The organism is Novosphingobium aquiterrae, from assembly GCF_042434435.1.
In the GTDB taxonomy this organism is placed as follows: Bacteria; Pseudomonadota; Alphaproteobacteria; order Sphingomonadales; family Sphingomonadaceae; genus Novosphingobium; species Novosphingobium aquiterrae.
Genome location: NZ_JBHLTL010000001.1, coordinates 390,404 through 412,016 on the forward strand (window position 1 = coordinate 390,404; position 21,613 = coordinate 412,016).

19 protein-coding genes and 1 tRNA gene are annotated in these 21,613 nt (G+C 65.3%); 13 read left to right on the forward strand and 7 right to left on the reverse strand.

The window, feature by feature from the left end:
- Positions 1-30: 30 nt before the first annotated feature.
- From sucD to ACFFF7_RS02005, 9 genes are all read left to right on the forward strand, one after another.
- Positions 31-915 carry a succinate--CoA ligase subunit alpha gene (sucD, locus tag ACFFF7_RS01965; RefSeq protein ID WP_379479679.1) on the forward strand — a complete coding sequence of 295 codons (885 nt, stop codon included), beginning with the start codon at positions 31-33 and terminating at the stop codon, positions 913-915.
- 70 nt (positions 916-985) lie between these two features.
- Positions 986-3,799 carry a 2-oxoglutarate dehydrogenase E1 component gene (locus tag ACFFF7_RS01970; protein WP_379479680.1) on the forward strand — a complete coding sequence of 938 codons (2,814 nt, stop codon included), beginning with the start codon at positions 986-988 and terminating at the stop codon, positions 3,797-3,799.
- Positions 3,800-3,809: 10 nt separating this feature from the next.
- Positions 3,810-5,066, forward strand: a complete 1,257-nt coding sequence (gene odhB, locus ACFFF7_RS01975) for a 2-oxoglutarate dehydrogenase complex dihydrolipoyllysine-residue succinyltransferase (RefSeq protein WP_379479681.1) — start codon at positions 3,810-3,812, stop codon at positions 5,064-5,066.
- Positions 5,066-5,326 (forward strand): hypothetical protein, encoded by a 261-nt coding sequence (locus ACFFF7_RS01980; protein WP_379479682.1) that lies wholly within the window; start codon positions 5,066-5,068, stop codon positions 5,324-5,326. The genes odhB and ACFFF7_RS01980 overlap by 1 nt, the downstream gene beginning before the upstream one ends.
- 18 nt (positions 5,327-5,344) lie before the next feature.
- Positions 5,345-6,736, forward strand: a complete 1,392-nt coding sequence (gene lpdA, locus ACFFF7_RS01985; protein ID WP_379479683.1) for a dihydrolipoyl dehydrogenase — start codon at positions 5,345-5,347, stop codon at positions 6,734-6,736.
- A 75-nt stretch (positions 6,737-6,811) separates the two neighbouring features.
- The gene (locus ACFFF7_RS01990; protein ID WP_379479684.1) at positions 6,812-8,302 is read left to right on the forward strand and encodes a DUF4403 family protein; all 1,491 of its coding nucleotides are present in this window, start codon (positions 6,812-6,814) and stop codon (positions 8,300-8,302) included.
- Between the two features lie 92 nt (positions 8,303-8,394).
- The gene (locus tag ACFFF7_RS01995) at positions 8,395-8,598 is read left to right on the forward strand and encodes a hypothetical protein (RefSeq protein WP_379479685.1); all 204 of its coding nucleotides are present in this window, start codon (positions 8,395-8,397) and stop codon (positions 8,596-8,598) included.
- Positions 8,599-8,600: 2 nt separating this feature from the next.
- Positions 8,601-9,227, forward strand: a complete 627-nt coding sequence (locus ACFFF7_RS02000; RefSeq protein ID WP_379479686.1) for a trimeric intracellular cation channel family protein — start codon at positions 8,601-8,603, stop codon at positions 9,225-9,227.
- Positions 9,228-9,325: 98 nt separating this feature from the next.
- The gene (locus tag ACFFF7_RS02005) at positions 9,326-9,922 is read left to right on the forward strand and encodes a hypothetical protein (RefSeq protein ID WP_379479687.1); all 597 of its coding nucleotides are present in this window, start codon (positions 9,326-9,328) and stop codon (positions 9,920-9,922) included.
- Positions 9,923-10,013: 91 nt separating this feature from the next.
- Here ACFFF7_RS02005 and ACFFF7_RS02010 read toward each other — a convergent pair whose 3' ends face one another.
- On the reverse strand, positions 10,014-11,237 hold the full coding sequence (locus ACFFF7_RS02010; protein ID WP_379479688.1) for an NAD(P)/FAD-dependent oxidoreductase: 1,224 nt from the start codon (positions 11,235-11,237) through the stop codon (positions 10,014-10,016).
- Between the two features lie 180 nt (positions 11,238-11,417).
- Here ACFFF7_RS02010 and ACFFF7_RS02015 point away from each other — a divergent pair, with 180 nt between their 5' ends.
- The 3 genes from ACFFF7_RS02015 (at position 11,418) to ACFFF7_RS02025 (ending at position 14,655) form a co-directional block, all read left to right on the forward strand.
- Positions 11,418-12,965 carry an acetolactate synthase large subunit gene (locus tag ACFFF7_RS02015; RefSeq protein WP_379479689.1) on the forward strand — a complete coding sequence of 516 codons (1,548 nt, stop codon included), beginning with the start codon at positions 11,418-11,420 and terminating at the stop codon, positions 12,963-12,965.
- 1 nt (position 12,966) lies between these two features.
- The gene (locus ACFFF7_RS02020) at positions 12,967-14,133 is read left to right on the forward strand and encodes an L-lactate dehydrogenase (protein ID WP_379479690.1); all 1,167 of its coding nucleotides are present in this window, start codon (positions 12,967-12,969) and stop codon (positions 14,131-14,133) included.
- A gap of 108 nt (positions 14,134-14,241) precedes the next feature.
- Positions 14,242-14,655 carry a hypothetical protein gene (locus tag ACFFF7_RS02025; protein ID WP_379479691.1) on the forward strand — a complete coding sequence of 138 codons (414 nt, stop codon included), beginning with the start codon at positions 14,242-14,244 and terminating at the stop codon, positions 14,653-14,655.
- Between the two features lie 65 nt (positions 14,656-14,720).
- Here ACFFF7_RS02025 and ACFFF7_RS02030 read toward each other — a convergent pair whose 3' ends face one another.
- From ACFFF7_RS02030 to ACFFF7_RS02055, 6 genes are all read right to left on the reverse strand, one after another.
- Positions 14,721-15,509, reverse strand: a complete 789-nt coding sequence (locus ACFFF7_RS02030; protein ID WP_379479692.1) for an enoyl-CoA hydratase/isomerase family protein — start codon at positions 15,507-15,509, stop codon at positions 14,721-14,723.
- Between the two features lie 74 nt (positions 15,510-15,583).
- Positions 15,584-16,831 carry an acetyl-CoA C-acetyltransferase gene (locus tag ACFFF7_RS02035; RefSeq protein ID WP_379479693.1) on the reverse strand — a complete coding sequence of 416 codons (1,248 nt, stop codon included), beginning with the start codon at positions 16,829-16,831 and terminating at the stop codon, positions 15,584-15,586.
- A gap of 13 nt (positions 16,832-16,844) precedes the next feature.
- Positions 16,845-17,822 carry an NAD(P)H-dependent flavin oxidoreductase gene (locus tag ACFFF7_RS02040; protein WP_379479694.1) on the reverse strand — a complete coding sequence of 326 codons (978 nt, stop codon included), beginning with the start codon at positions 17,820-17,822 and terminating at the stop codon, positions 16,845-16,847.
- Positions 17,823-17,945: 123 nt separating this feature from the next.
- Positions 17,946-18,021, reverse strand: a tRNA-Val gene (locus tag ACFFF7_RS02045).
- A 61-nt stretch (positions 18,022-18,082) separates the two neighbouring features.
- Positions 18,083-19,093, reverse strand: coding sequence for a winged helix DNA-binding protein (locus tag ACFFF7_RS02050; protein ID WP_379479695.1), 1,011 nt, complete (start codon positions 19,091-19,093; stop codon positions 18,083-18,085).
- 43 nt (positions 19,094-19,136) lie between these two features.
- Positions 19,137-20,426 carry an adenylosuccinate synthase gene (locus ACFFF7_RS02055; RefSeq protein ID WP_379479696.1) on the reverse strand — a complete coding sequence of 430 codons (1,290 nt, stop codon included), beginning with the start codon at positions 20,424-20,426 and terminating at the stop codon, positions 19,137-19,139.
- Positions 20,427-20,586: 160 nt separating this feature from the next.
- On the opposite strand from ACFFF7_RS02055, the gene ACFFF7_RS02060 reads away from it, so the two are divergent.
- Positions 20,587-21,516 carry an alpha/beta hydrolase gene (locus ACFFF7_RS02060; RefSeq protein WP_379479697.1) on the forward strand — a complete coding sequence of 310 codons (930 nt, stop codon included), beginning with the start codon at positions 20,587-20,589 and terminating at the stop codon, positions 21,514-21,516.
- Positions 21,517-21,613 lie beyond the last annotated feature (97 nt).

Consider the following 21,613-nt stretch of genomic DNA (forward strand, 5'->3'; position numbering starts at 1 on the left):
TCTTCGCGGGGACACAAGAAAGAGATTTGCATGTCGATCCTCATCAACAAGAACACCAAGGTCATCACCCAGGGGATGACCGGTGCCACCGGCACCTTCCACACCGAACAGGCGCTGGCCTATGGCACGCAGATGGTCGCTGGCGTGACCCCCGGCAAGGGCGGGACCGTCCACGTCGGGCTGCCGCAGTTCGACAGCGTTGCCGAAGCCAAGGCCGTGACCGGCGCGACCGCTTCGTGCATCTACGTGCCGCCCCCGGGCGCGGCCGACGCCATCCTTGAAGCGATCGACGCTGGAATCGAGCTGATCGTCTGCATCACCGAGGGCATTCCGGTGCTCGACATGGTCCGGGTCAAGCGCGCGCTGACTGGCACCAAGAGCCGCCTGATCGGCCCCAACTGCCCCGGCGTGCTGACCCCCAATGAATGCAAGATCGGGATCATGCCCGGTTCGATCTTCAAGCAGGGCAGCGTCGGCGTTGTCTCGCGCTCGGGCACGCTGACCTATGAAGCCGTGTTCCAGACCACCAACATCGGCCTGGGCCAGACCACCGCGGTCGGCATCGGCGGCGATCCGGTCAACGGCACCAACTTCATCGACGTGCTCGAACTGTTCCTGGCCGACGACGCGACCAAGTCGATCATCATGATCGGCGAGATCGGCGGCGATGCCGAGGAAGAGGCGGCGCAGTTCCTGATCGACGAGGCCAAGCGCGGCCGCAAGAAGCCGATGGCCGGCTTCATCGCCGGGCGCACCGCCCCTCCGGGCCGCCGCATGGGCCACGCCGGGGCGATCGTTTCGGGCGGCAAGGGCGATGCCGAAAGCAAGATCGCGGCGATGGAAGCCGCCGGGATCCGCGTCTCGGCCTCGCCCAGCCTGCTGGGTGAAACCCTGGCCGAAGCGCTCAAGGGCTGAATGCAATAGGGTTTTGCGCGGGGGCGCGATTGCGCCCCCGCTCTAACCTTTCCTCCCCAGGATAGGCAGCATGGGTAACGAAGCACACGATTTCCTCCCAGAGGATCCGCAACCCGGCCCGAGCTGGGGCCGTGCCGACTGGCGCGGCATGTCGGACGATCTGACCGCGGCGCTCGACCCGACGCAGATGCAGGTGGCGATCAAGGCCGCCGCGGCAAAAGCCGGTGCGCCGCTCGACGGCAAGGCGATCGAGGAAGCCGCGGGCGATTCGATCCGGGCAATGATGCTGGTGCGGACCTACCGCGTGCGCGGCCACCTGGGGGCCGATCTCGATCCGCTCGGCCTGTCCAAGCAGGACTTGCCCGCCGATCTTTCGCCCGAATATCACGGCTTCACCGGCGCGGCGCTGGACCGCAAGGTCTACCTTGGCGGCACGCTGGGGCTGCAATGGGCAAGCGTGCGCGAACTGGTCGACGTGCTGAAGCGCAATTACTGCGGCAAGGTCGGCTATGAATACATGCACATCAACGATGTGGAGGAACGCCGCTTCATCCAGGACCGGATCGAGGGCGGCGACAAGGCGATCGACTTCACCCCCGAGGGCAAAAAGGCGATCCTCCAGGCGGTGATCCGCGGCGAGCAGTACGAGAAGTTCCTCGGCAAGAAGTACGTCGGGACCAAGCGCTTCGGGCTCGACGGCGGGGAATCGATGATCCCGGCGCTGGAAGCGGTGATCAAGTACGGCGGCCAGCGCGGGGTGCGCGAGATCGTTTACGGCATGGCCCACCGCGGCCGGCTCAACGTCCTCGCCAACGTGCTGGCCAAGCCCTACCGCGTGATCTTCCACGAATTTTCGGGCGGCACCGCCAATCCCGAGGACGTCGGCGGATCGGGCGACGTCAAGTATCACCTCGGCACCAGCACCGACCGTGAATTCGACGGGATCAAGGTGCACATGAGCCTGGTCCCCAACCCCAGCCACCTCGAAACGGTCGACCCGATCGTGCTGGGCAAGGCCCGCGCCCAGCAAGTCGTGCGCGATGACATCGGACCGGGCAAGCACAAGCAGGTGCTCCCCGTACTGATCCACGGCGACGCCGCCTTTGCCGGGCAGGGCATCGTTTGGGAATGCTTCGGCTTTTCCGGGGTGCGCGGCTACAACACCGGCGGCTGCATCCACTTCGTCATCAACAACCAGATCGGGTTCACCACCAGCCCGCAGTTCTCGCGCGGATCGCCCTACCCCTCGGATGTCGCCAAGGGCATCCAGGCCCCGATCCTTCACGTCAACGGCGACGATCCCGAAGCGGTGACCTTCGCCTGCAAGCTGGCGATCGATTACCGCCAGACCTTCGGCCGCGACATCGTGGTCGACATGTGGTGCTATCGCCGCTTCGGCCACAACGAAGGTGACGAGCCGGGCTTCACCCAGCCGCTGATGTACCAGAAGATCCGCGCCCATCCTGCGGTCAGCAAGCTCTATGCCGATCGCCTGGCCAAGGCCGGAACGATCGACGGCAGCTATGCCGCGGAAGTCGAGACCCGCTTCACCGCCGCGCTGGAGGCAGAGTTCGACGCCTCGAAAAGTTACAAGTCGAACCAGGCCGACTGGTTCGCCGGACGCTGGACCGGGCTGCACGCCCCGGCCGATCCGGAAACCGCCCGGCGCAACGTGCCGACGGGGATCGAATCCAAACTGTTCGACAGCCTGGGCCGCACCCTGACCACGGTTCCTGAAGGGCTGACGATCCACAAGACGCTGGCCCGCGTGCTCGACGCCAAGCGCGAGATGTTCACCAGCGGGGTCGGGTTTGACTGGGCCACCGGCGAAGCGCTGGCCTTTGGCAGCCTTGCCTCGGAAGGCTACAACGTGCGCCTCTCGGGCCAGGATTCGGGCCGCGGTACCTTCAGCCAGCGCCACGCGGTGTGGGTCGATCAGACCGACGAGCACAAGTACGTGCCGCTGTCGACAGTGCCCCATGGCAAGTTCGAAGTCCACGACAGCCCGCTGAGCGAATACGGCGTGCTGGGCTTCGAATATGGCTATGCCAGCGCCGATCCCAAATCGCTGGTGCTGTGGGAAGCGCAGTTCGGCGATTTCGCCAACGGGGCGCAGATCGTCATCGACCAGTACATCGCCAGCTCGGAATCGAAGTGGCTGCGCGCCAACGGCCTGGTCATGCTGCTTCCCCATGGCTACGAAGGCCAGGGCCCGGAACACAGTTCGGCGCGGCTCGAACGCTATCTGCAGCTCTGCGCCCAGGACAATATCCAGGTCTGCAACATCACCAGCCCGGCCAACTATTTCCATGTCCTGCGCCGGCAGATGCACCGCCCGTTCCGCAAGCCGCTGATCATCATGACACCCAAGTCGCTGCTGCGCCATCCGATGGCCAAGAGCGAGGCGAGCGAGTTCATCGGCGAAGCGCACTTCAAGCGGATCCTGTCAGACCGCAACGGCGCGCCGGACAAGGATACCCGCAAGGTCATCCTGTGTTCGGGCAAGGTCGCCTATGACCTGATGGAGGCGCGTGACGCCGCCGAAATCACCGACACCCAGATCATCCGTCTGGAGCAGCTTTACCCGTTCCCGGGCGAGCCGCTGGCCCTGCGCTTCTCGCGCATGCCCAATCTGGAAGACGTCGTCTGGTGCCAGGAAGAACCGAAGAACAATGGATCATGGTTCTTCGTCGAGCCGTTTATCGAGGAAGCCCTGATCGCCGCCAAGCGTGCGGTGACCCGCCCGCGCTATGCCGGCCGCGTTGCCAGCGCCTCACCCGCCACGGGCCTGGCCAAGCGCCACGAGGCCGAACAGGGCGCGCTGATCGGCAACGCCCTTGGCACCTCCGTCCGCTCCGAAATCCGCCGCCGCAAGAAGGCCTGAGGAAACACGCATGTCCACCGAAGTCAAAGTCCCGACCCTGGGCGAGTCCGTATCCGAAGCGACGATCGGGGAATGGCTGAAGAAGCCCGGCGAGGCCGTGGCGCTTGATGAGCCGATTGCCAGCCTGGAAACCGACAAGGTCGCGATCGAAGTCGGCGCGCCGGTCGCCGGGGTGATGGGCCAGTACGTGGTCAACGTTGGGGACAACGTTGCGGTCGGCGCGGTGATCGCGACGATCGAGGATGGCGCGCCCTCGGCCGGGGCAGAGCCGGTGGCCGAGCGCAAGGAAACCGCGGTTGCACCCGCTTCCGACAGCGCTGCCTCGCCCGCGGCGCCCACGCCCGCGCCAACTCCGGTCGCTGCCGCGGTTGCATCCGATGCCGCGGCATTGTCCCCGGCGGTGCGCCGCGCGGTGCTGGAACATGGCATCGATCCCGCGACGATCAAGGGATCGGGCAAGGACGGCCGGATCACCAAGGACGATGTCGTCGCCGCCGCCGAAGCCAAGAGCGCCGCCCCGGCCCCCGCGGCCCCGGTCGCTGCCGCACCGGCTGCCCCGGCCGGTGAGCGCGGAGAGGAACGGGTCAAGATGACCCGCCTGCGCCAGACCATCGCCCGCCGCTTGAAGGACGCGCAGGACACGGCGGCGCTGCTGACCACCTTCAATGACTGCGACATGTCGGCGGTGATGTCCGCGCGCGAGAAGTTCAAGGATAGCTTCGAGAAGAAGCACGGGGTCAAGCTGGGCTTCATGAGCTTCTTCGCCAAGGCGGCGTGCCTGGCGCTGAAGGACATCCCCGCGGTCAACGCCCAGATCCAGGGCGACGAGATCGTCTACTTCCCCTACGTCGATCTGTCGGTTGCGGTCTCAGCCCCCAACGGGCTGGTCGTGCCGGTGGTCCGCAATGTCGACCAGATGGGCTTTGCCGAGATCGAAAAGGCGATCGGCGCGTTGGGCAAGAAGGCCAAGGACGGTACGCTGACCATGGCCGACATGCAGGGCGGCACCTTCACTATTTCCAACGGCGGGATCTTCGGTGGGCTGATGTCCACCCCGATCATCAACCCCCCGCAGAGCGCGGTGCTCGGCCTCCACCGGATCGAGGACCGCCCCGTGGTCCGCGACGGCCAGATCGTGATCCGCCCGATGATGTACCTGGCGCTGTCCTACGACCACCGCCTGATCGATGGGCGCGAGGCGGTGACCGCATTGAAGACGATCAAGGAAGCGATCGAGGATCCCACCCGCCTGCTGATTGATCTCTAATGCCCGGATGGACGCTCGAAGGTTTGAAGTCGGCGCTAATTCGTGCCGGAGTCGATAACGGCAGATGGGCAATTGCCTACTCAAAGGTCGATCTCGCCCCCGCCAACGAATGCTATTGCCTCTACGACGATGGCGCGCTCTGGACAGTGTCATACATAGAGCGTGGCAAGTGGAATCTTATTGCGCAGTTCGATTCCAAATTTGAAGCGATGCGTTATTTTTGGTGGTCACTGACTGAGGCGCCAACCCCATTTGATTGATCCGGCAGGAAATGAAACATGGCTGACTACGACTACGACGTCCTCATCATCGGTGCCGGTCCCGGCGGCTATGTCGCGGCGATTCGCGCGGCGCAGCTGGGGCTCAAGACCGCCTGCGTCGAAAGGCGCGAGACTCTGGGCGGGACCTGCCTCAACGTCGGCTGCATTCCATCGAAGGCGATGCTCCACGCGAGCGAGTATTTCGATGCCGCGAAGAACGGCGCGATGGCGGAAATGGGGATCGAGGTCACCCCCAAGCTCAATCTCGCCAAGATGCACGCCCAGCGGCTCGACGCGGTCGGCGGGCTGACCAAGGGGATCGAGTTCCTGTTCAAGAAGAACAAGGTCGACTGGCTGAAGGGCTACGCCGCGTTCGAAAGCGCCGACACCGTCGCGGTCGGCGGCAAGTCATACCGCGCGAAGAACATCGTCATCGCTACCGGGTCGTCGGTCACTCCCCTGCCCGGCGTGACCATCGACCAGAAGGTCGTGGTCGACAGCACCGGCGCGCTCGAACTGCCCAAAGTGCCCAAGCGGATGGTGGTGATCGGCGGCGGGGTGATCGGGCTTGAGCTCGGCTCGGTCTGGCGGCGGCTCGGCTCCGAGGTGACCGTGGTCGAATTCCTCGACCAACTGCTCCCCGGCATGGACATGGACGTCCGCAAGGAAGCGGCGAAGATCTTCAAGAAGCAGGGCATGACCATCAAGCTGGGCACCAAGGTGACCGGCGTTGCGGTCAAGGGCAGCAAAGCCACGCTCACGCTGGAACCCGCCGCCGGCGGTGCCGCCGAAACGCTCGAGGCCGATTGCGTGCTGGTCTCGATCGGGCGCCGTCCCAACACCGAAGGGCTGGCGATCGACAAGGCGGGCCTTGAACTCAACGCACGCGGCCAGATCGAAACCGATCACGAGCTGCGCACCAAGGTCCCCGGCGTCTGGGCGATCGGCGATGTCATTCCCGGCCCGATGCTGGCCCACAAGGCCGAGGACGAAGGCATTGCCGTGGCTGAGAACATTGCCGGGCTGACCGGGATCATCAATCACGCGGTGATCCCCGGGGTGGTCTATACCTGGCCGGAAATCGCCGGGGTCGGCCTGACCGAGGACCAGGCCAAGGAAAAGGGCGAGATCAAGGTTGGCAAGTTCCCGATGCTCGCCAACAGTCGCGCCAAGACCAACCACGAGCCTGACGGCTTCGTCAAGATCATCGCCGATGCCAAGACCGACCGCGTGCTCGGCGTCTGGGCGATTGCCTCTGTCGCGGGGACGATGATCGCCGAGGCCTGCCTGGGCATGGAATTCGGCGCGACGAGCGAAGACATCGCCTATACCTGCCACGCCCACCCGACCCATTCGGAAGCGATCAAGGAAGCGGCGATGGGCGTGCGCGGCAAGGCCATCCACATCTGACCCTGCCGTAGCCAGCGGGAACCCAAGCCGCCTGCCCGGCGTTATTGACGCCAAGGGCACACAGGGCAGCACACCATGGGGTTTTCGATCATACGGCTGCGCGGCGCGGCACTGCTTGCGGCGGCAGGGGCAAGCCTGCTGGTCGCGGGATGCAATCGCGGCAGTGCTGGCGGGGCACCGCCGCGCTCTGCCGAGCAGATCGAGACCCCGGCGCAGACATCGCTGATCGCGGTGCCGATCGAGGCCGATCTGGCCGCCTTGTCGGCCGTGCTTGAACGCGAAATTCCGCGCCAGCTGTGGACCATCGATCAGGACGGCCAGACCTGCGTACCGTCGAAAAAGGTCAAGGTCCTGATCGTCAAGGTCAAGACCCCGACGCTGAAGTGCCGGCTGGTCGGCCAGGTCACCCGCGGCGGGCTGGCGTTGTCGGGCCGGGGCAGCGACATTGTTGTGACCATGCCGATCAGCGCGGTGATCCACGCCCGCGACATCGGCGGCGTGCTCAAGCAGGAAACCGCCACGGCGCGCGCGCAGGTCCATGCGGTGATCCGCATGGCGCTCAATCCCGACTGGTCGCCGCGCGCCAGCATCGATCTGGACTATGACTGGGCGCAGCAGCCGACGGTCGAATTCCTCGGCAAGAAGATCATGCTGACCGACAAGGCCGACCAAAAGCTGAAGGGCGTAATTGCCAGGCTGGAGCGCACCCTGCCCGGCGAGATCGCCAAGCTCGATTTTCGCGGACAGGTCGAACGCTCGTGGCGCAAGGCCTTCACGTCGCTGCTGCTCAACCGCGACAACCCCCCAGTGTGGATGCGGATCACCCCGCAGGAATTGCAGTTCGGCGGCTATGCGGTGCAAGGGCGCAAGCTGGTGCTGCGGCTGGGGATGAAGGCGCGGACCGAGACTTTCGTCGGCGCGCGCCCGCAGGATCCGGCGCCGATCGCCCTGCCCCCGGTCCGCCCGCTCCAGGCCAATGCCGGTCACCTCGAATTCTTCATCCCGGTGCTGGCCGACTATGCCGAGCTGGAACCGGTGATCCTGAAAGCCTTGGTCAAGCGTTCAGCCCGGCCATTCGATGTCCCCGGGATCGGCCCGGTGGCGGCGCAGTTCGGCAAGGTCACCACCTATGGCACCGACAAGGGCCGGATCGCAGTGGGGCTGCAGTTCACCGCGGTCGATCCCTCGGCAAAAACGAAGCGCGCCGCGGGGACGATCTGGTTCACCGGCCTGCCGGTCAATCCGCCCAACACCCAGCAAGTGCTGTTCCAGGACGTCACAGTTGACGGGGTGACCGACAGCACCGGCACCAACCTGCTGCTCAAGCTGGCCAACACGCCCGCCGTTTCGGAGACGATTGCCGAGGCGCTCGCCCAGAACTTCACCAACGATTACAACGAACTGATCGGCAAGATCAGCCGTGCGATCGACGACAAGCGCGAAGGCGACCTGCTGATCCAGGCGCGGATCGACAACCTGCGCACCGGATCGCTGAAAGCCGCTGGCAACGGGCTGTACCTGCCGGTCTGGGGCACCGGCACCGCGGCGATCCGGCTAGTCCGCTAGAGCGCACTTTCCCCGCCGCAACGCGGTTTCGGCCTTTTCGCAGGCGCTCCAGGCACTATGAAGGGCGGCCAAGCCCAACAAAGGAACGACCCGTGGCCGACAAGCATACCATTACCCTGACCAGCGATGAGATCGAGATCCTGGTCGACGCGCTCGAAGCCGACATGGAAGGCTATGTCGAAGCGGCCAAGGAAGCCCGCGGCAACAGCCGGCGCGAGGAAGTGGCGACCTTCACCGAAGCGGCGCAGCGGATCCTGGCGGTCAAGACCCGGCTGGAAGAGCTGGTCGAAGACTGAACGTGACACCCGCCGTCCTGCCTACGCTGCCGCCGCTGCTCGACCTGGCCGGGACCGCGGTTTTCGCGCTGAGCGGGGCGCTGCTGGCGGCGCGGCTCAAGCAGACCTTCGTGACGATGACCTTCTTCGCGCTGATCACCGGGGTTGGTGGCGGCACGGTGCGCGATCTGCTGATCGGCGCGCCGGTGTTCTGGGTGCGCGATCCGTGGGTCGCCCCGGTGTGCCTCGGCACGGCCCTGCTCGCCTGGTTCACCCCGCGCAGCTGGTGGGAAGGATTGTTGCTCGAATGGGCCGATGCGCTGGGCCTTGCCGCCTATGCGGTACTCGGCACCGCCAAGGCGCTGGCCTTCGGCGTGGCCCCGGTTCCGGCGATGATGATGGGGGTGATCACCGGCTGCGTCGGCGGGGTGATCCGCGACGTGCTGGCGGCGCGCCCCTCGATCATCATGCGCCCCGAAATCTACGTCACTGCCGCCGCGCTGACCTCGGCGCTGGTCGTCGCCGGCAGCATGGCCGACCTGCCCCGCCCCCCGGTGTGGATCGCCGCCGCGCTGGCCGGCTTCGCCCTGCGCGGCCTGGCCATCACCCGCGGACTGGCCCTGCCGAGCTACAAGCGCAGCGAGGGGTAGGGCTTGGCGAAGTGAAGTCAGACATCAAGTGTTCGTAGATCTTTTTAGCGAGATTTTTTGAGCTTGCGGGAGTTTGATAGCACAACTATTTTCTCAAGATGTTTAGCAATTCCAGATTCGATCGGGTTCGACAACTTTTTGTCGATCAGTTTACCCCTGACGGCAACGGTTATTTCTACAGAAAAAGCTATAAAGGTGCGCAATTCCGCGTCAGCAAGGCTGAACGGGATAGTTTCATCGCAGATTTTAACAGACGCATTCGTTATTCGAGTTGGTCGACTGTCGCTGCGACCATCATCCTGGTCCTACTTGTAGTCTGGCTCGTTCCTGACAGCGACAGCACTGCGGCAAAAGTAGCAGTCTGGATCGGGGTGGGTGCGATCTTATGCCCGTTCTTGCTATTTTACTACTGGGCGTGGAACGCCCCGGCCCGAGAGCTTCAGCATCGGATGCCTGCTGGCGCTGCATTGACTAAGATCGAGGCACGTGCGCTCGCGTTTTCAAAAATCACGTACGGACAACTAGTTTTGGCTGCGGCGTTCGGCGTCTGGTTGGTTTGGAGTCAATCGCTGAAAACGGATGTGTTCCACGGCTTGGGATTGATCTGGCTTGCGATGGGAGGCGGATTGATTTTGCTTTCCACCGTTCAGGCTTTCCGAAAATGGCATTTCAGTCACAGACAAGCTGGCGACTAATTTTACGTATGAGATGTTGTCGTAGCTGAAACGTCTGCATCTAAACCGAAGTGGCAGATAGCGGACGCATTGTCCGCGATTGCAATCCCTCCTAAAGCCGGTCCAGCTCCTTCAGCGGCCTCCCGGCATCGGCCAGGTCTGCCTCGGCAATCACCGCGCCTTCCTCGACCAGCTTGCGCGCCTGGACGTAGTCCTTGATCATGTTCACCGCATCGACCGCGATGATCTGCCCCTGCCGCAGGTAAATCACCGAGAAGCTGCGCGTCGCCGGATCGCCGCGGACGATCTCGGCATCGTAGCCGGTCGACACGCCGACGGTCTGCAGTTTGAGGTCGTACTGGTTCGACCAGAACCACGGGGTCGCCTTGTAGGGATCGCTGCCGCCGAGGATCGCCTTGACCGCGGTGGTGGCCTGGTCGTTGGCGTTCTGGACCGATTCCAGGCGGATTATCGCGCCGTCGGCAAAGGCATTGGTGTGCGCCGCGCAGTCGCCGATCGCATAGACATGGGGCAGGCTGGTGCGGCACAGTTCGTCGACATCGACCCCGTTGCCCCCCGCCGCCCCGGCGCTGAGCAGCGGGCCGACCGCGGGGATCACGCCGATCCCGACGATGACCATCTGGCAGGCGATCTCGCTGCCGTCGGCCAGCCGCACGCCGCTGACCGTGCCCACACCCAGGATCGCCTCGACCCCGGTCTCGGTGCGCAGGTCGACCCCGTGGGCGCGGTGCTCGGCCTCGTAGAACGCGGAAAGCTGCGGCCCGGCAACCCGCGCCAGCACCCGCGGCAGCACTTCGAGCAAGGTCACTTCCTTGCCCAGCTTGCGCAGCACCGCGGCGGCTTCCAGCCCGATATAGCCGCCGCCGATCACCACCACGCGCTCGACGCCCGGCAGCTCGCCCAGGATCGCGTCGGCATCGGCGCGGGTGCGCACGGCGTGGACCCCGGCCAGCTCGGCCCCCGGGATCATCACCCGCCGCGGATCGCCCCCGGTCGCCCAGATCAAGTCGCCATAGCCGACGCTCCGCCCATCGTGCAGCGTCACGCACTGCGCCTTGGGATCGAGCGCGGTGACCTCGCAGCCGAGCAGCAGATCGATCTGCTTGCTCGCCCAGAATTCGGGCGGGCGGATGTACAGCCGCTCAAAGGTCTTTTCGCCGAGCAGGTATTCCTTGGACAATGGCGGGCGTTCATAGGGCGGCTCGCTCTCGCGCCCGATCATCGCCACGGTTCCCGTGAAACCCTGCTGGCGGAGCTGGATCGCTGCGGCACCGCCGCCCTGCCCCGCCCCGACAATCACCACATCATACTGCATCGCCGCGCCGCCTCCCTGCGAATGTCCCGGCATTAGCCCACCCGCGCCGTCCGGCAAGCCCGTTACGCAGATTCATATCGATCATCAGCCGAACGGACGCTTGGCAAGGCCCGGCGGGGTCCATAAGCTGGCCGCAACAAGACGCGCCGCGCGGGCGCCGGGGGTATGAGGAGCATGACAATGAACGGGGCCGAAGCCTTTATCCAGACCCTCAAGGATTGCGGGGTCAACACCTGCTTCGCCAACCCCGGAACCTCGGAAATGCAGCTGGTTGCCGCGGTCGACCGGACCCACGGGATGCGCGCGATCCTGGGGCTGTTCGAAGGCGTCGTGACCGGCGCGGCCGACGGCTATGGCCGCATGGCCGACAAGCCGGCGGTGACGCTGCTGCATCTTGGCCCGGGCCTGGGCAACGGCCTCGCCAATCTGCACAATGCCCGCCGCGCCGGCAGCCCGGTGATCAACATGGTCGGCGATCACGCGACCTATCACCTGCACTATGACGCGCCCTTGACCTCCGACGCGGCCGGCGTGGCGCGGCCGATGTCCGACTGGGTCCGCGTTTCGCGCAGCGAGCGCGACCTGGCTCAGGCCGGCGCCGAAGCCTTCGCCGTGGCGCAAAGCTATCCGGGCAAGATCGCCACGGTGATCGTGCCCGCCGATCACGCCTGGACCGAAGGTTCTGCAACGGTTTCCGTGCCCGCTGCCACCACCCCGGCCCGCGCGCCGGCCGAAGCGATCGCAGCCGCCGCCGCTGCCCTGCGTGCGTGCACAGGTCCGAAGTGCCTGTTTCTGGGTGGCCGCGCGCTGCGCGAGGATGCCCTGATCGAAGCCGGGCGTATCGCCGCTGCCACCGGGGCGCGGCTGGTCTGCGAAACCTTCGCAACCCGCCATCAGCGCGGCGCGGGCCGGGTCGCGGTGGAGAAGCTGCCCTATTTCGGCGAAATGGCCGAAGCCTACCTCAAGGATTTCGAGGCGATCGTGTTCTGCGGGACCGAACCGCCGGTGTCGTTCTTCGCCTATCCCGGCAAGCCCAGCTTCCTCTCCCCGCCGGGTGCCACGCTGGTGCGTCTGGCCTCGCTGCGCGAGGATGCGCTGGCGGCGCTGGGCGACTTGGCCGCCGCTTTGGACGCCCCCGCGCAGCCGGCACTGGTTCAGGCCCCGACCAGCTTCGCTGCCGAGCCGGGCAAGCTGACCAGCGCCAGCCTGGGCGCGGTTCTGGCCGAGCTGCTGCCCGATCAGGCGATCGTTTCCGACGAAAGCGCGACCAACGGCGCGGCCGCGTTCGGGATGTGCGCCGGGGCGAAACCGCACGACTGGCTGCAACTGACCGGCGGCGCAATCGGCCAGGGCCTGCCGCTTGCGGTCGGCGCGGCGGTCGCCTGTCCGCAGCGCAAGGTGATTGCGCTCCAGGCCGACGGCGGCGGCATGTACACCTGCCAGGCGCTGTGGACGATGGCGCGCGAGCAGCTCGACGTGGTCACGGTGATCCTCAACAACGGCTCCTACGCGATCCTCAATATCGAGCTGATGCGGGTCGGCGTGCAGAACGCCGGGCCCAAGGCGCTGTCGATGCTCGACCTGACCAACCCGGCGATCCAGTGGACGCAGATCAGCGAAGGCATGGGCGTGCCGGCGGTGCGGGTCGAAACGGCCGAGGCGTTCCGCGAGGAGTTGGCGAGTGCAATTGCCGCCAAGGGGCCCAGGTTGATCGAGGCGATGCTCTGACATGGCCGGTACCCTCAACCTGCTCGACGTCACTTATGCCGATTTCCGCCGCAAGGCCGAACGCCGCCTGCCGCGCTTCCTGTTCGACTACATCGACGGCGGATCCGGGACCGAGACCACCCTGCGCCGCAACACGGCCGATTGGGAGGCGCTGCAGCTGACCCAGAAGGTCCTCGTCGACGCCTCGAAAATGGACTGCTCGGTCGAGCTGTTTGGCGAAAAGCTGGCCCTGCCGCTGGTCCTCGCGCCGATCGGCATGGGCGGCATGACCAGCCGCCGCGGCGAGGTCCAGGCCAAGCGCGCCGCCGACAAGGCCGGCATTCCGTTCTGCCTTTCCACCGTCGGGGTCTGCCCGATGGAGGAAGTGGCCAAGGTTTCAGGCACGCCGTTCTGGTTCCAGCTCTATATGCTGAAGGATCGCGGGATCGTGCAGGACGTGCTCAGCCGCGCCGCCGCGCAGGGGGTGACGACGCTGGCCTTCACGATCGATCTGGCCGTGCTCGGCACCCGCTACCGCGATTTTCGCAACGGCATGCAGGGCGGGCTCAGTCCGTGGGGCCGCGCACGCAGCGGGCTGATCGACTATGCCCTGCACCCCGGCTGGCTGTGGGATGTCGGGATCAGGGGCGCGCCGCACGGCTTCGGCAACCTGGCCCCTTACGTGAAGCAATCGGCGAACCCGCGCGATTACCTGCACTGGACCGGCAGCCAGTTCGATCCTTCGGTAACCTGGCAGGACATCGAATGGCTGCGCAAGGTGTGGCCGGGCAAGCTCGTGCTCAAGGGCATTCTCGACCTTGACGATGCGCGCGCTGCGGTGGCGATCGGCGCGGACGGCCTGATCGTTTCCAACCACGGCGGACGCCAGCTTGACGGCGCCGCCTCGACCGCGGCCATGCTGCCGCGCATCGCCGATGCGGTGGGCGACCGGACTACGCTGCTGGTCGACGGCGGCGTGCGCACCGGGCAGGATCTGGTCAAGGCGCTGGCGCTCGGCGCCAAGGCCGCGCTGGTCGGGCGTCCGTGGGTGATGGCCCTGGCCGCCGGCGGCGAAGCCGCGCTGACCCGCTACCTCGCCATGGTCAAACAGGACATGCGCACCGCACTTGGGCTGAGCGGCGCGGTTAATGCACGGAATGTCGGGCGCGGGGTGCTGCTGGGGAAATAAGGAGAGACAATGAATTCAGCGTAGCGAATATTGCAATTTATTGCTCGAAGTTGTCATACTGAAACCTGAGCCATTGCGAAAATCCGCACTTTCTGCAATTTGAAGCCCATGTTTCGCAGCCGCCTACTCAAACGTCTCCGTTCTCCGTTGGTTGGGGAACGTATCGCTGCGACCTACGAACTGGATTATAAACACTTTCTGGACGAGAACATCAGGAATGCTGTCAGAGAAAATCTGAATTCTAATGATGACGATCTTGTAGAAATTTCCGTCATGCGGATCTTAATCCGTGGGCGAGATGTTCCTTCAGTTCACAAAGTACGTGCGATTTTAAATGAAACTAATAACAATTTAGTTTTTAACGTATCCGTGTCTTCATTAGAATGCCTTGCTGAGAATTGCCCCGAAACAGCGCCCTATACTTTACGTGAATTTGAGCGATTGGCTGCCGCAAACGTGCCAGCAGAATTCAAGGAAAGGCTTGAGAAAGGCATTCGCGAAATTCAGCGCATCTTTGTCTGAGCTCCTTAGCTCCACTACAGCAATGCCAAGTCAATCTGGCTGAATTGCCCGCGCAGTATCGATTCTCAACGCCCGGCAAACGCAGCGGGCCGCTTTTCCAGGAACGAGGCCACGCCTTCCTTGAAGTCATCGCTGGCGAACAGCGGGAGCAGCTGCAGGTAGACGTGCTGGACGTGGGTGTCGAAAGTCTCGTTCAGCCCCATCCGCATCAGCCGCTTGGCCCCCTGCACCGCCAGCGGGGCGTTGGCGGCGATCTCGCGGGCCATGGCCAGCGCCACGGCAGCGACCTGGTCGGTCGGGACGACCTTGTTGGCCAGCCCTTCCTCGAGGCACTGCGCCGCGCTCAGCGTGCGGCCGGTGAAGATGATCTCCGCCGCCTTGGCCCAGCCGAGCATTCGCGGCAGGAACCAGGTGCCGCCGCTTTCGGGCAGGACCCCGCGCTTGACGAAGGCCGCGGCGAGCTTGGCATCCTCGGCCATGATGCGGATGTCGCAGCCCAGCGCCAGGTCCATGCCATAGCCCGCAGCCGATCCGTTGAGCGCGCAGATCACCGGCTTGTCCATGGCGAACAGCACGGTCGGCGGGGTGTTGCGCAGGTCGATCGTCGCCGGGGCCTTGCGCGTGCCGCCGCCGATCCCCTGCCCGCTCGACGCTTCGTTGAGGTCGAGCCCGGCGCAGAAGGCACGGCCGGTCCCGGTCAGGATCACCACCCGCACCGCCTCGTCCTCGTTGGCCCTGACCAGCGTGGCGGTCAGTTCGTCGAGCATCGCCGAGGAAATCGTGTTCATCCGCTCGGGCCGGTTGAGCGTGATCGTCGCCACGTGATCGGCAACGGCATAGGTCATGGCGCTCATGTCGCGGGCTCCTTTGGTCAATGCCGTCAGGGGTGACCAGGTCCCTTCCCCTGACAGGAAGGGACCTGTCGGCCTCAGATCCGTTCGATGATGATCGCAGGGGCCATGCCGCCCGCAGCGCACATCGTGACCAGGCCATACCGGCCGCCGGTCCGTTCCAGCTCGTCCAGCGCCGTGCCGATCAGGATCGATCCGGTCGCGCCGATCGGGTGGCCCAGCGCCATCGCACCGCCGTTGGGGTTGACCTTGCTGCGGTCGAGATCGAGGTCGCGGATGAACTTTTCGGCGACCACGGCAAAGGCCTCGTTGATTTCCCAGACGTCAATATCGTCCTTGGTCAGCCTGGCCTTCTCCAGCACCTTCTTGGCCGCCGGAACCGGGGCGTTGAGCATCAGCGTCGGATCGTCGCCCTGGTTGGCATAGGCAACGATCCGGGCCCGCGGCTTGAGATCGTGGGCCTTGGCATATTCGGGCGAAGTGATCAGGATTGCTGCCGCGCCATCGACCACGCCCGAGCTGTTGCCGGCATGGTGGAAATGCTGGATCTCGAGATCCGGATAGCGCCGGTTGATCTGCTTGCGGAAAGTGGTGCCGCCAATGTCGAAATCGGCAATGCCGGTGAAGCTGGGCTTCAGCGCGGCCAGACCTTCGGCCGTGGTTTCGGGCCGGGGAAACTCCTCACGGTCCAGCGCGACCGTGCCATCGGGGTTCTTGACCGGGACCACCGACTTGTTGAAGCGGCCTTCCTTGATCGCCACGTCGGCGCGCTGCTGGCTGACCAGAGCCAGCGCGTCGAGCGCTTCGCGGCTGATCCCTTCCATTGTCGCGATGGCATCGCCGCAAACGCCCTGGTGGCTTTGCGGATGAAGCGCATCGAGCTCCTCATTGCCCGAGCCCATCAGCCGCGGCGGCAGGCCGGCATTGGCCTGCTCGGCCCCGTGCGCAGCGACATAGCTCATCATCTCGGTGCCGCCGGCAATCACGCAGTCTTCCATGCCCGACATGACCGAAGCCGCCGCCATGTTGACCGAGGTGATCCCGCCGCCGCAGAACCGGTCGAGCGTGGTGCCACTGGCGGAAATGTCATAGCCCGCCGCAAGCGCGGCCATGCGGCCAAGATCGCCGCCCTGCTTGCCGACCTGCGAACTGGTCGACCAGACGATGTCATCGACGGTCTTGGTGTCGAGGTGGTTGCGCTCTTTCAGCGCCCCCAGCACGGTTGCAGCCAGATGCTGCGGGTGAAGGTGCGACAGCGCGCCCTTGCCGGGCTTGCCCACCCCGCGCGGGGTGCGAACGGCGTCGATGATATAGGCTTCGGGCATTGATGATCTCCTTTCAGGCCAGCATGCCGGTCAGGCGCTGGCGGATGATGGCTTCGGCATCGGCTACGATGCGGGTGATGAGGACTTCGCAGGTCGGAATGTCGTGGATCAGACCCTGGATCATACCGGCCGACCAGATCCCGTGGTTGGTATCGCCGCTTTGCAGACCTTCGCGGCCGCGCACGCCCTTGACCAGATCGGCCACCGCGGCGAAATCCTTGCCCTCGGCCTCGGCCGCGACAACGGCCTGACTGATTTCGTTCTTCGCCACGCGCGCGGTGTTGCGGAAGGTGCGGAAGATCAGGTCGGTGCCGCGCTCGTCATTGGCGACCATCGCGTCCTTGAAGCTCTGGTGGATCGGCGCTTCGACCGTGGCGGTAAAGCGCGTGCCCATGTTGATCCCGTCGGCACCCAGCGCCAGCGCCGCGACCAGGCCGCGACCATCGCCGAAGCCGCCACTGGCCAGCATCGGGATCTTGACCTTGTCGGCAGCGGCCGGGATCAGGATCAGCCCCGGGATATCGTCTTCGCCGGGGTGGCCGGCGCATTCGAAACCGTCGATCGAAATCACGTCGACCCCGGCCCGTTCGGCCGACAGCGCGTGGCGCACCGCGGTGCACTTGTGCAGAATCAGGATGCCGTGGGGCTTCATCATCTCCCACAATTCGCGCACGGCAGGGGTGCCGGCGGTTTCGACGATCTTGACCCCGCTATCGATGATCGCCTGGGCATAGGCCTTGTAATCGGGCGGATTGATCGTCGGAAACACGGTCATGTTCACGCCGAAAGGCTTGTCGGTCATCGACCGGCACCGCTCGATCTCGGCAGCCAGGGCAGCGGCATTGGGCTGGGTCAGGCCGGTCAGAATACCCAGGCCCCCGGCGTTGGAAACGGCGCTGGCCATTTCCGCCACGCCAACCCACTGCATCCCGCCCTGGACGATCGGATGTTCGATTCCGAGCATTTCGGTGATGCGGGTCTTTATCGCCATGTCTCTCTCCCAGCCAACGCTTTGCGACTCGTTTAATCGCTCAATTAAATTTGGCAACGGCAATGACGATCGGCAAGCGGAATACGCAGCCGGGCAGGTGTCGGACGCTGTGACGGGGAAACGTGGTGGGCGCTGACGGGCTCGAACCGCCGACCCTCTCGGTGTAAACGAGATGCTCTACCAACTGAGCTAAGCGCCCCTCGCGGGAAGCGGCGCTTTAGGCTGGGCGGACTGCAGCGTCAATCACTCGCCGCGCACATTCAGAGCGCACGCGCCGCGTTGGTCCCAAGTTCTGCGAAATAGCGGGCCATGCAGTCGGCGGCCTTGTCGGTCAGGGTGATGAAGGCGCGGCGGCGGTCGCTGTCATCCTCGACCCGCTGGAACAGTCCGGCATCGGTCAACTGCCCGATCCAGCGCAGCGCGGTGGTCGGCGGGACACCGCTGGCGATGCACAGGCTGGTGACCGATACCCGGGTGTGTTCGGCCCGCGCTGCGGTCAGATCAAGCAGCATGTCCCAGGCCGGATCGCCGAACAGATCGCCATCGAAAAAGCGCGCGCGCATCTGACGCTGGCGGATAATGCGGCGGACCAGCCGCGGATCGGGCAAAGGCGGCCGCGCGGCGCGAACCAGCCGGTCGCTCGCCTCGGCTTCATTCTGGGCAAAGGCGGGGCGCGGGCTTTCGAAGCGAAAGGCACCTTCGCGGTCCTGCGCCTCGACCGCGCGCAGTGGCGCTTCAAGCCGCTCAAGCCGCTGGGCGATCTGGCCAACCTGCTCGGTCAGGCGCAGTAGCACCAAACGGTCCTCCTCGCTCAGCTCGCGAAGCCGTGCGCCCGAAACCTGGCCCAGTACGCGGCCAAGTGCGATCACGCGGTCGGCCCGGGTGGGTTCGACCAGAATCTGCGGGCCCGACTGGTCAAGACAGCCGAACACGTCCTCCAGCCCTGCGACATTGGTTGAGACGATCAGGTGGGCACCGGTGTGGGCAGCGCGCAGATCGATCCGGGTCAGGGCGGCGAGCGCCGCGCCGTCGGGCTGCGGGCAATCGACCAGGACCACGTCGCCCAGCGCCCGCGCCTCGTCATCGAGAAGCGCGGCAACCTTGCCCCCGGCAACCAGCCGGAAACCCGCTGCCTCGGCATCGTCGCGCACCTGCGCGGCGACATGATCGCGATCGGCAAACACGCTGATGGTCAAAGGCAGCCCCGCGGCGTCATTGGCTGCGCTGGTGTAGACGAAATTGGCCTGGCCCATGTGTTCCGACTCCTGCATTGCGAACAGGAGTAGAACAAACAGAGACTATGTCAAGAATGGATCAATCGACGAATGGATCCCGCACCAGGATCGTGTCTTCCCGTTCCGGGCTGGTGCTGACCAGTGCCACCGGGGTTTCGATCAGTTCCTGGACGCGCTGGATGTACTTGATCGCCTGGGCGGGCAGGTCGGCCCAGCTGCGGGCGCCAGCGGTGGTGCCGCTCCAGCCTTCGATTTCCTCGTAGATCGGTTCGACCGCAGCCTGGTCGGCGGCATGGCTGGGGAAATAGTCCAGAACCTTGCCGTTGAGGCGATAGCCGGTGCAGATCTTGACCGTCTCGAACCCGTCGAGCACGTCGAGCTTGGTCAGGGCAATGCCGGTGACGCCCGAAATCGCGCAGGACTGGCGCACCAGTACCGCGTCGAACCAGCCGCAGCGGCGCTTGCGCCCGGTGACGGTGCCGAATTCATGCCCGCGTTCGCCCAGCTGCTGGCCAGTGGCATCGTCGAGTTCGGTCGGAAACGGGCCCGAGCCGACCCGGGTGGTATAGGCCTTGACGATACCGAGCACGAAGCCGGTGCTCGACGGCCCCAGCCCCGATCCGCTGGCGGCGGTGCCGCTGACCGTGTTGGAGCTGGTGACGAACGGATAGGTGCCGTGATCGACGTCGAGCAGCACGCCCTGCGCGCCTTCGAACAGGATCCGCGCCCCGGCCTTGCGCACGGTGTTCAGCCGCTTCCACACCGGCTGGGCATATTGCAGGACCGAGGGAGCAATGTCCCTCAGCTGTTCAAGCAGGGCAGCGCGGTCGACCGGTGGCTGGCCAAAGCCGGCGCGCAGGGCATCGTGGTGCGCACAGAGCCGGTCGAGCTGGCTGTCGAGTGCATCGAGGTGAGCCAGATCGCAGACCCGGATCGCACGGCGCCCGACCTTATCCTCATAGGCCGGGCCGATCCCGCGCCCGGTCGTGCCGATCTTGCCCGATCCGGCGGCGGCTTCGCGCAGGCCGTCCAGATCGCGGTGGAGCGGCAGGATCAGGGGGCAATTGTCGGCGATCGCGAAATTGTCGGTGTTGATGACCACGCCCTGGCCTTCGAGCTTTTCGATCTCGCTCTTGAGATGCCACGGATCGAGCACCACGCCGTTGCCGATGATCGACAGCGTGCCGGTGACGATCCCCGACGGCAGCAGGCTAAGCTTGTAGACCTGATCGCCGACCACCAGGGTATGCCCGGCGTTGTGGCCACCCTGGAAGCGGACCACGGCATCGGCGCGGCTGGCCAGCCAATCGACGATCTTGCCCTTGCCTTCATCGCCCCACTGGGCGCCGATCACGGTTACGTTGGCCAACTGAAGGCCTTTCTGTGCTGCTGCAAACCGTGCCGCGCCCTAGGGGAAGGCGCGGCCAAGGGCAAGGCGCAGGGTCCAACAATGTGGTTACAGCGCGCGACAATTCGCGACTGGACCGGCAAGGCTCGATCAATAGTCTGTGTGCGAAAGGGAGCACATGATGAAAAAGTCCGCACTACTCTCGCTCGCTGCCATGGCGCTGATCGCTGGCTCCATGGCGGAAGCGCGCCAAGACAGCATGCGCGAACGCCTGGCCGAACGTCTTGCCGCGAAGCGCGGGCAGCGCGGCGATGTGCCGACGGCACCGGCCAAGCAGACGCTGGCCTATGGCCGCGATCCCCTGCAGCGGCTGGACTTCTATCCGGCGCAGAACGCCAAGGGCCCCGCCCCGTTGATCGTCTTCGTCCACGGCGGCGGGTGGAAGCGTGGCAGCAAGGACACTGCCGACGGCGGCTGGAAGGCCCCGCATTACACTGCGACCGGCTATGCCTATGCCGCGATCAACTATCGGCTGGTGCCCGATGCGACAGTCGAACAGCAAGGCGCCGATATTGCCGCGGCGCTCAAGCTGCTGCGCGAGCGGGCGCGGACACTGGGCATCGACAGCAGCAAGGTGGTGCTGATGGGCCACAGCGCCGGGGCCCACCTGGTCGCGCTGGTCGGGACAGACGAGCGCTATCTCAAGGGTGCGGGGCTGTCGTTCCGCGATCTGTCCGGCGTCCTGCCGATCGACGGCGCGGCCTATGACGTACCGCGGCAAATGACCGAGGGGCCGAAAATGATGCAGCAGACCTATGCCCAGGCCTTCGGCAGCGATCCGGAACGACAGCGCGCACTGTCGCCGACACTGCAGGCCGCCGCGCCCAATGCCCCGCGCTTTCTGATCATCCACGTCCAGCGCCCCGACGGGATCGCGCAGTCGAAGGAACTGGAAGCCGCGCTGCGTCGGGGCGGGACGACCACCGAGCGGCGGGACTTTCCTGGGACCGGCCTGTCCGGCCACGGCGAGATCAACCGCCAGCTTGGCAATCCCGCCTATGCCGCGACGCCGGTGGTCGATGCCTGGCTGAAATCGGTGTTCGGGCGTTAAGGACAAGCCTTAAGCCGGGCGTGCATTGCTGTCCGATCCAAAGACAGTGGCGCGAATTGCCTAGGAACGCGCAGTTGTTTTCGGTTAGACAACGGCC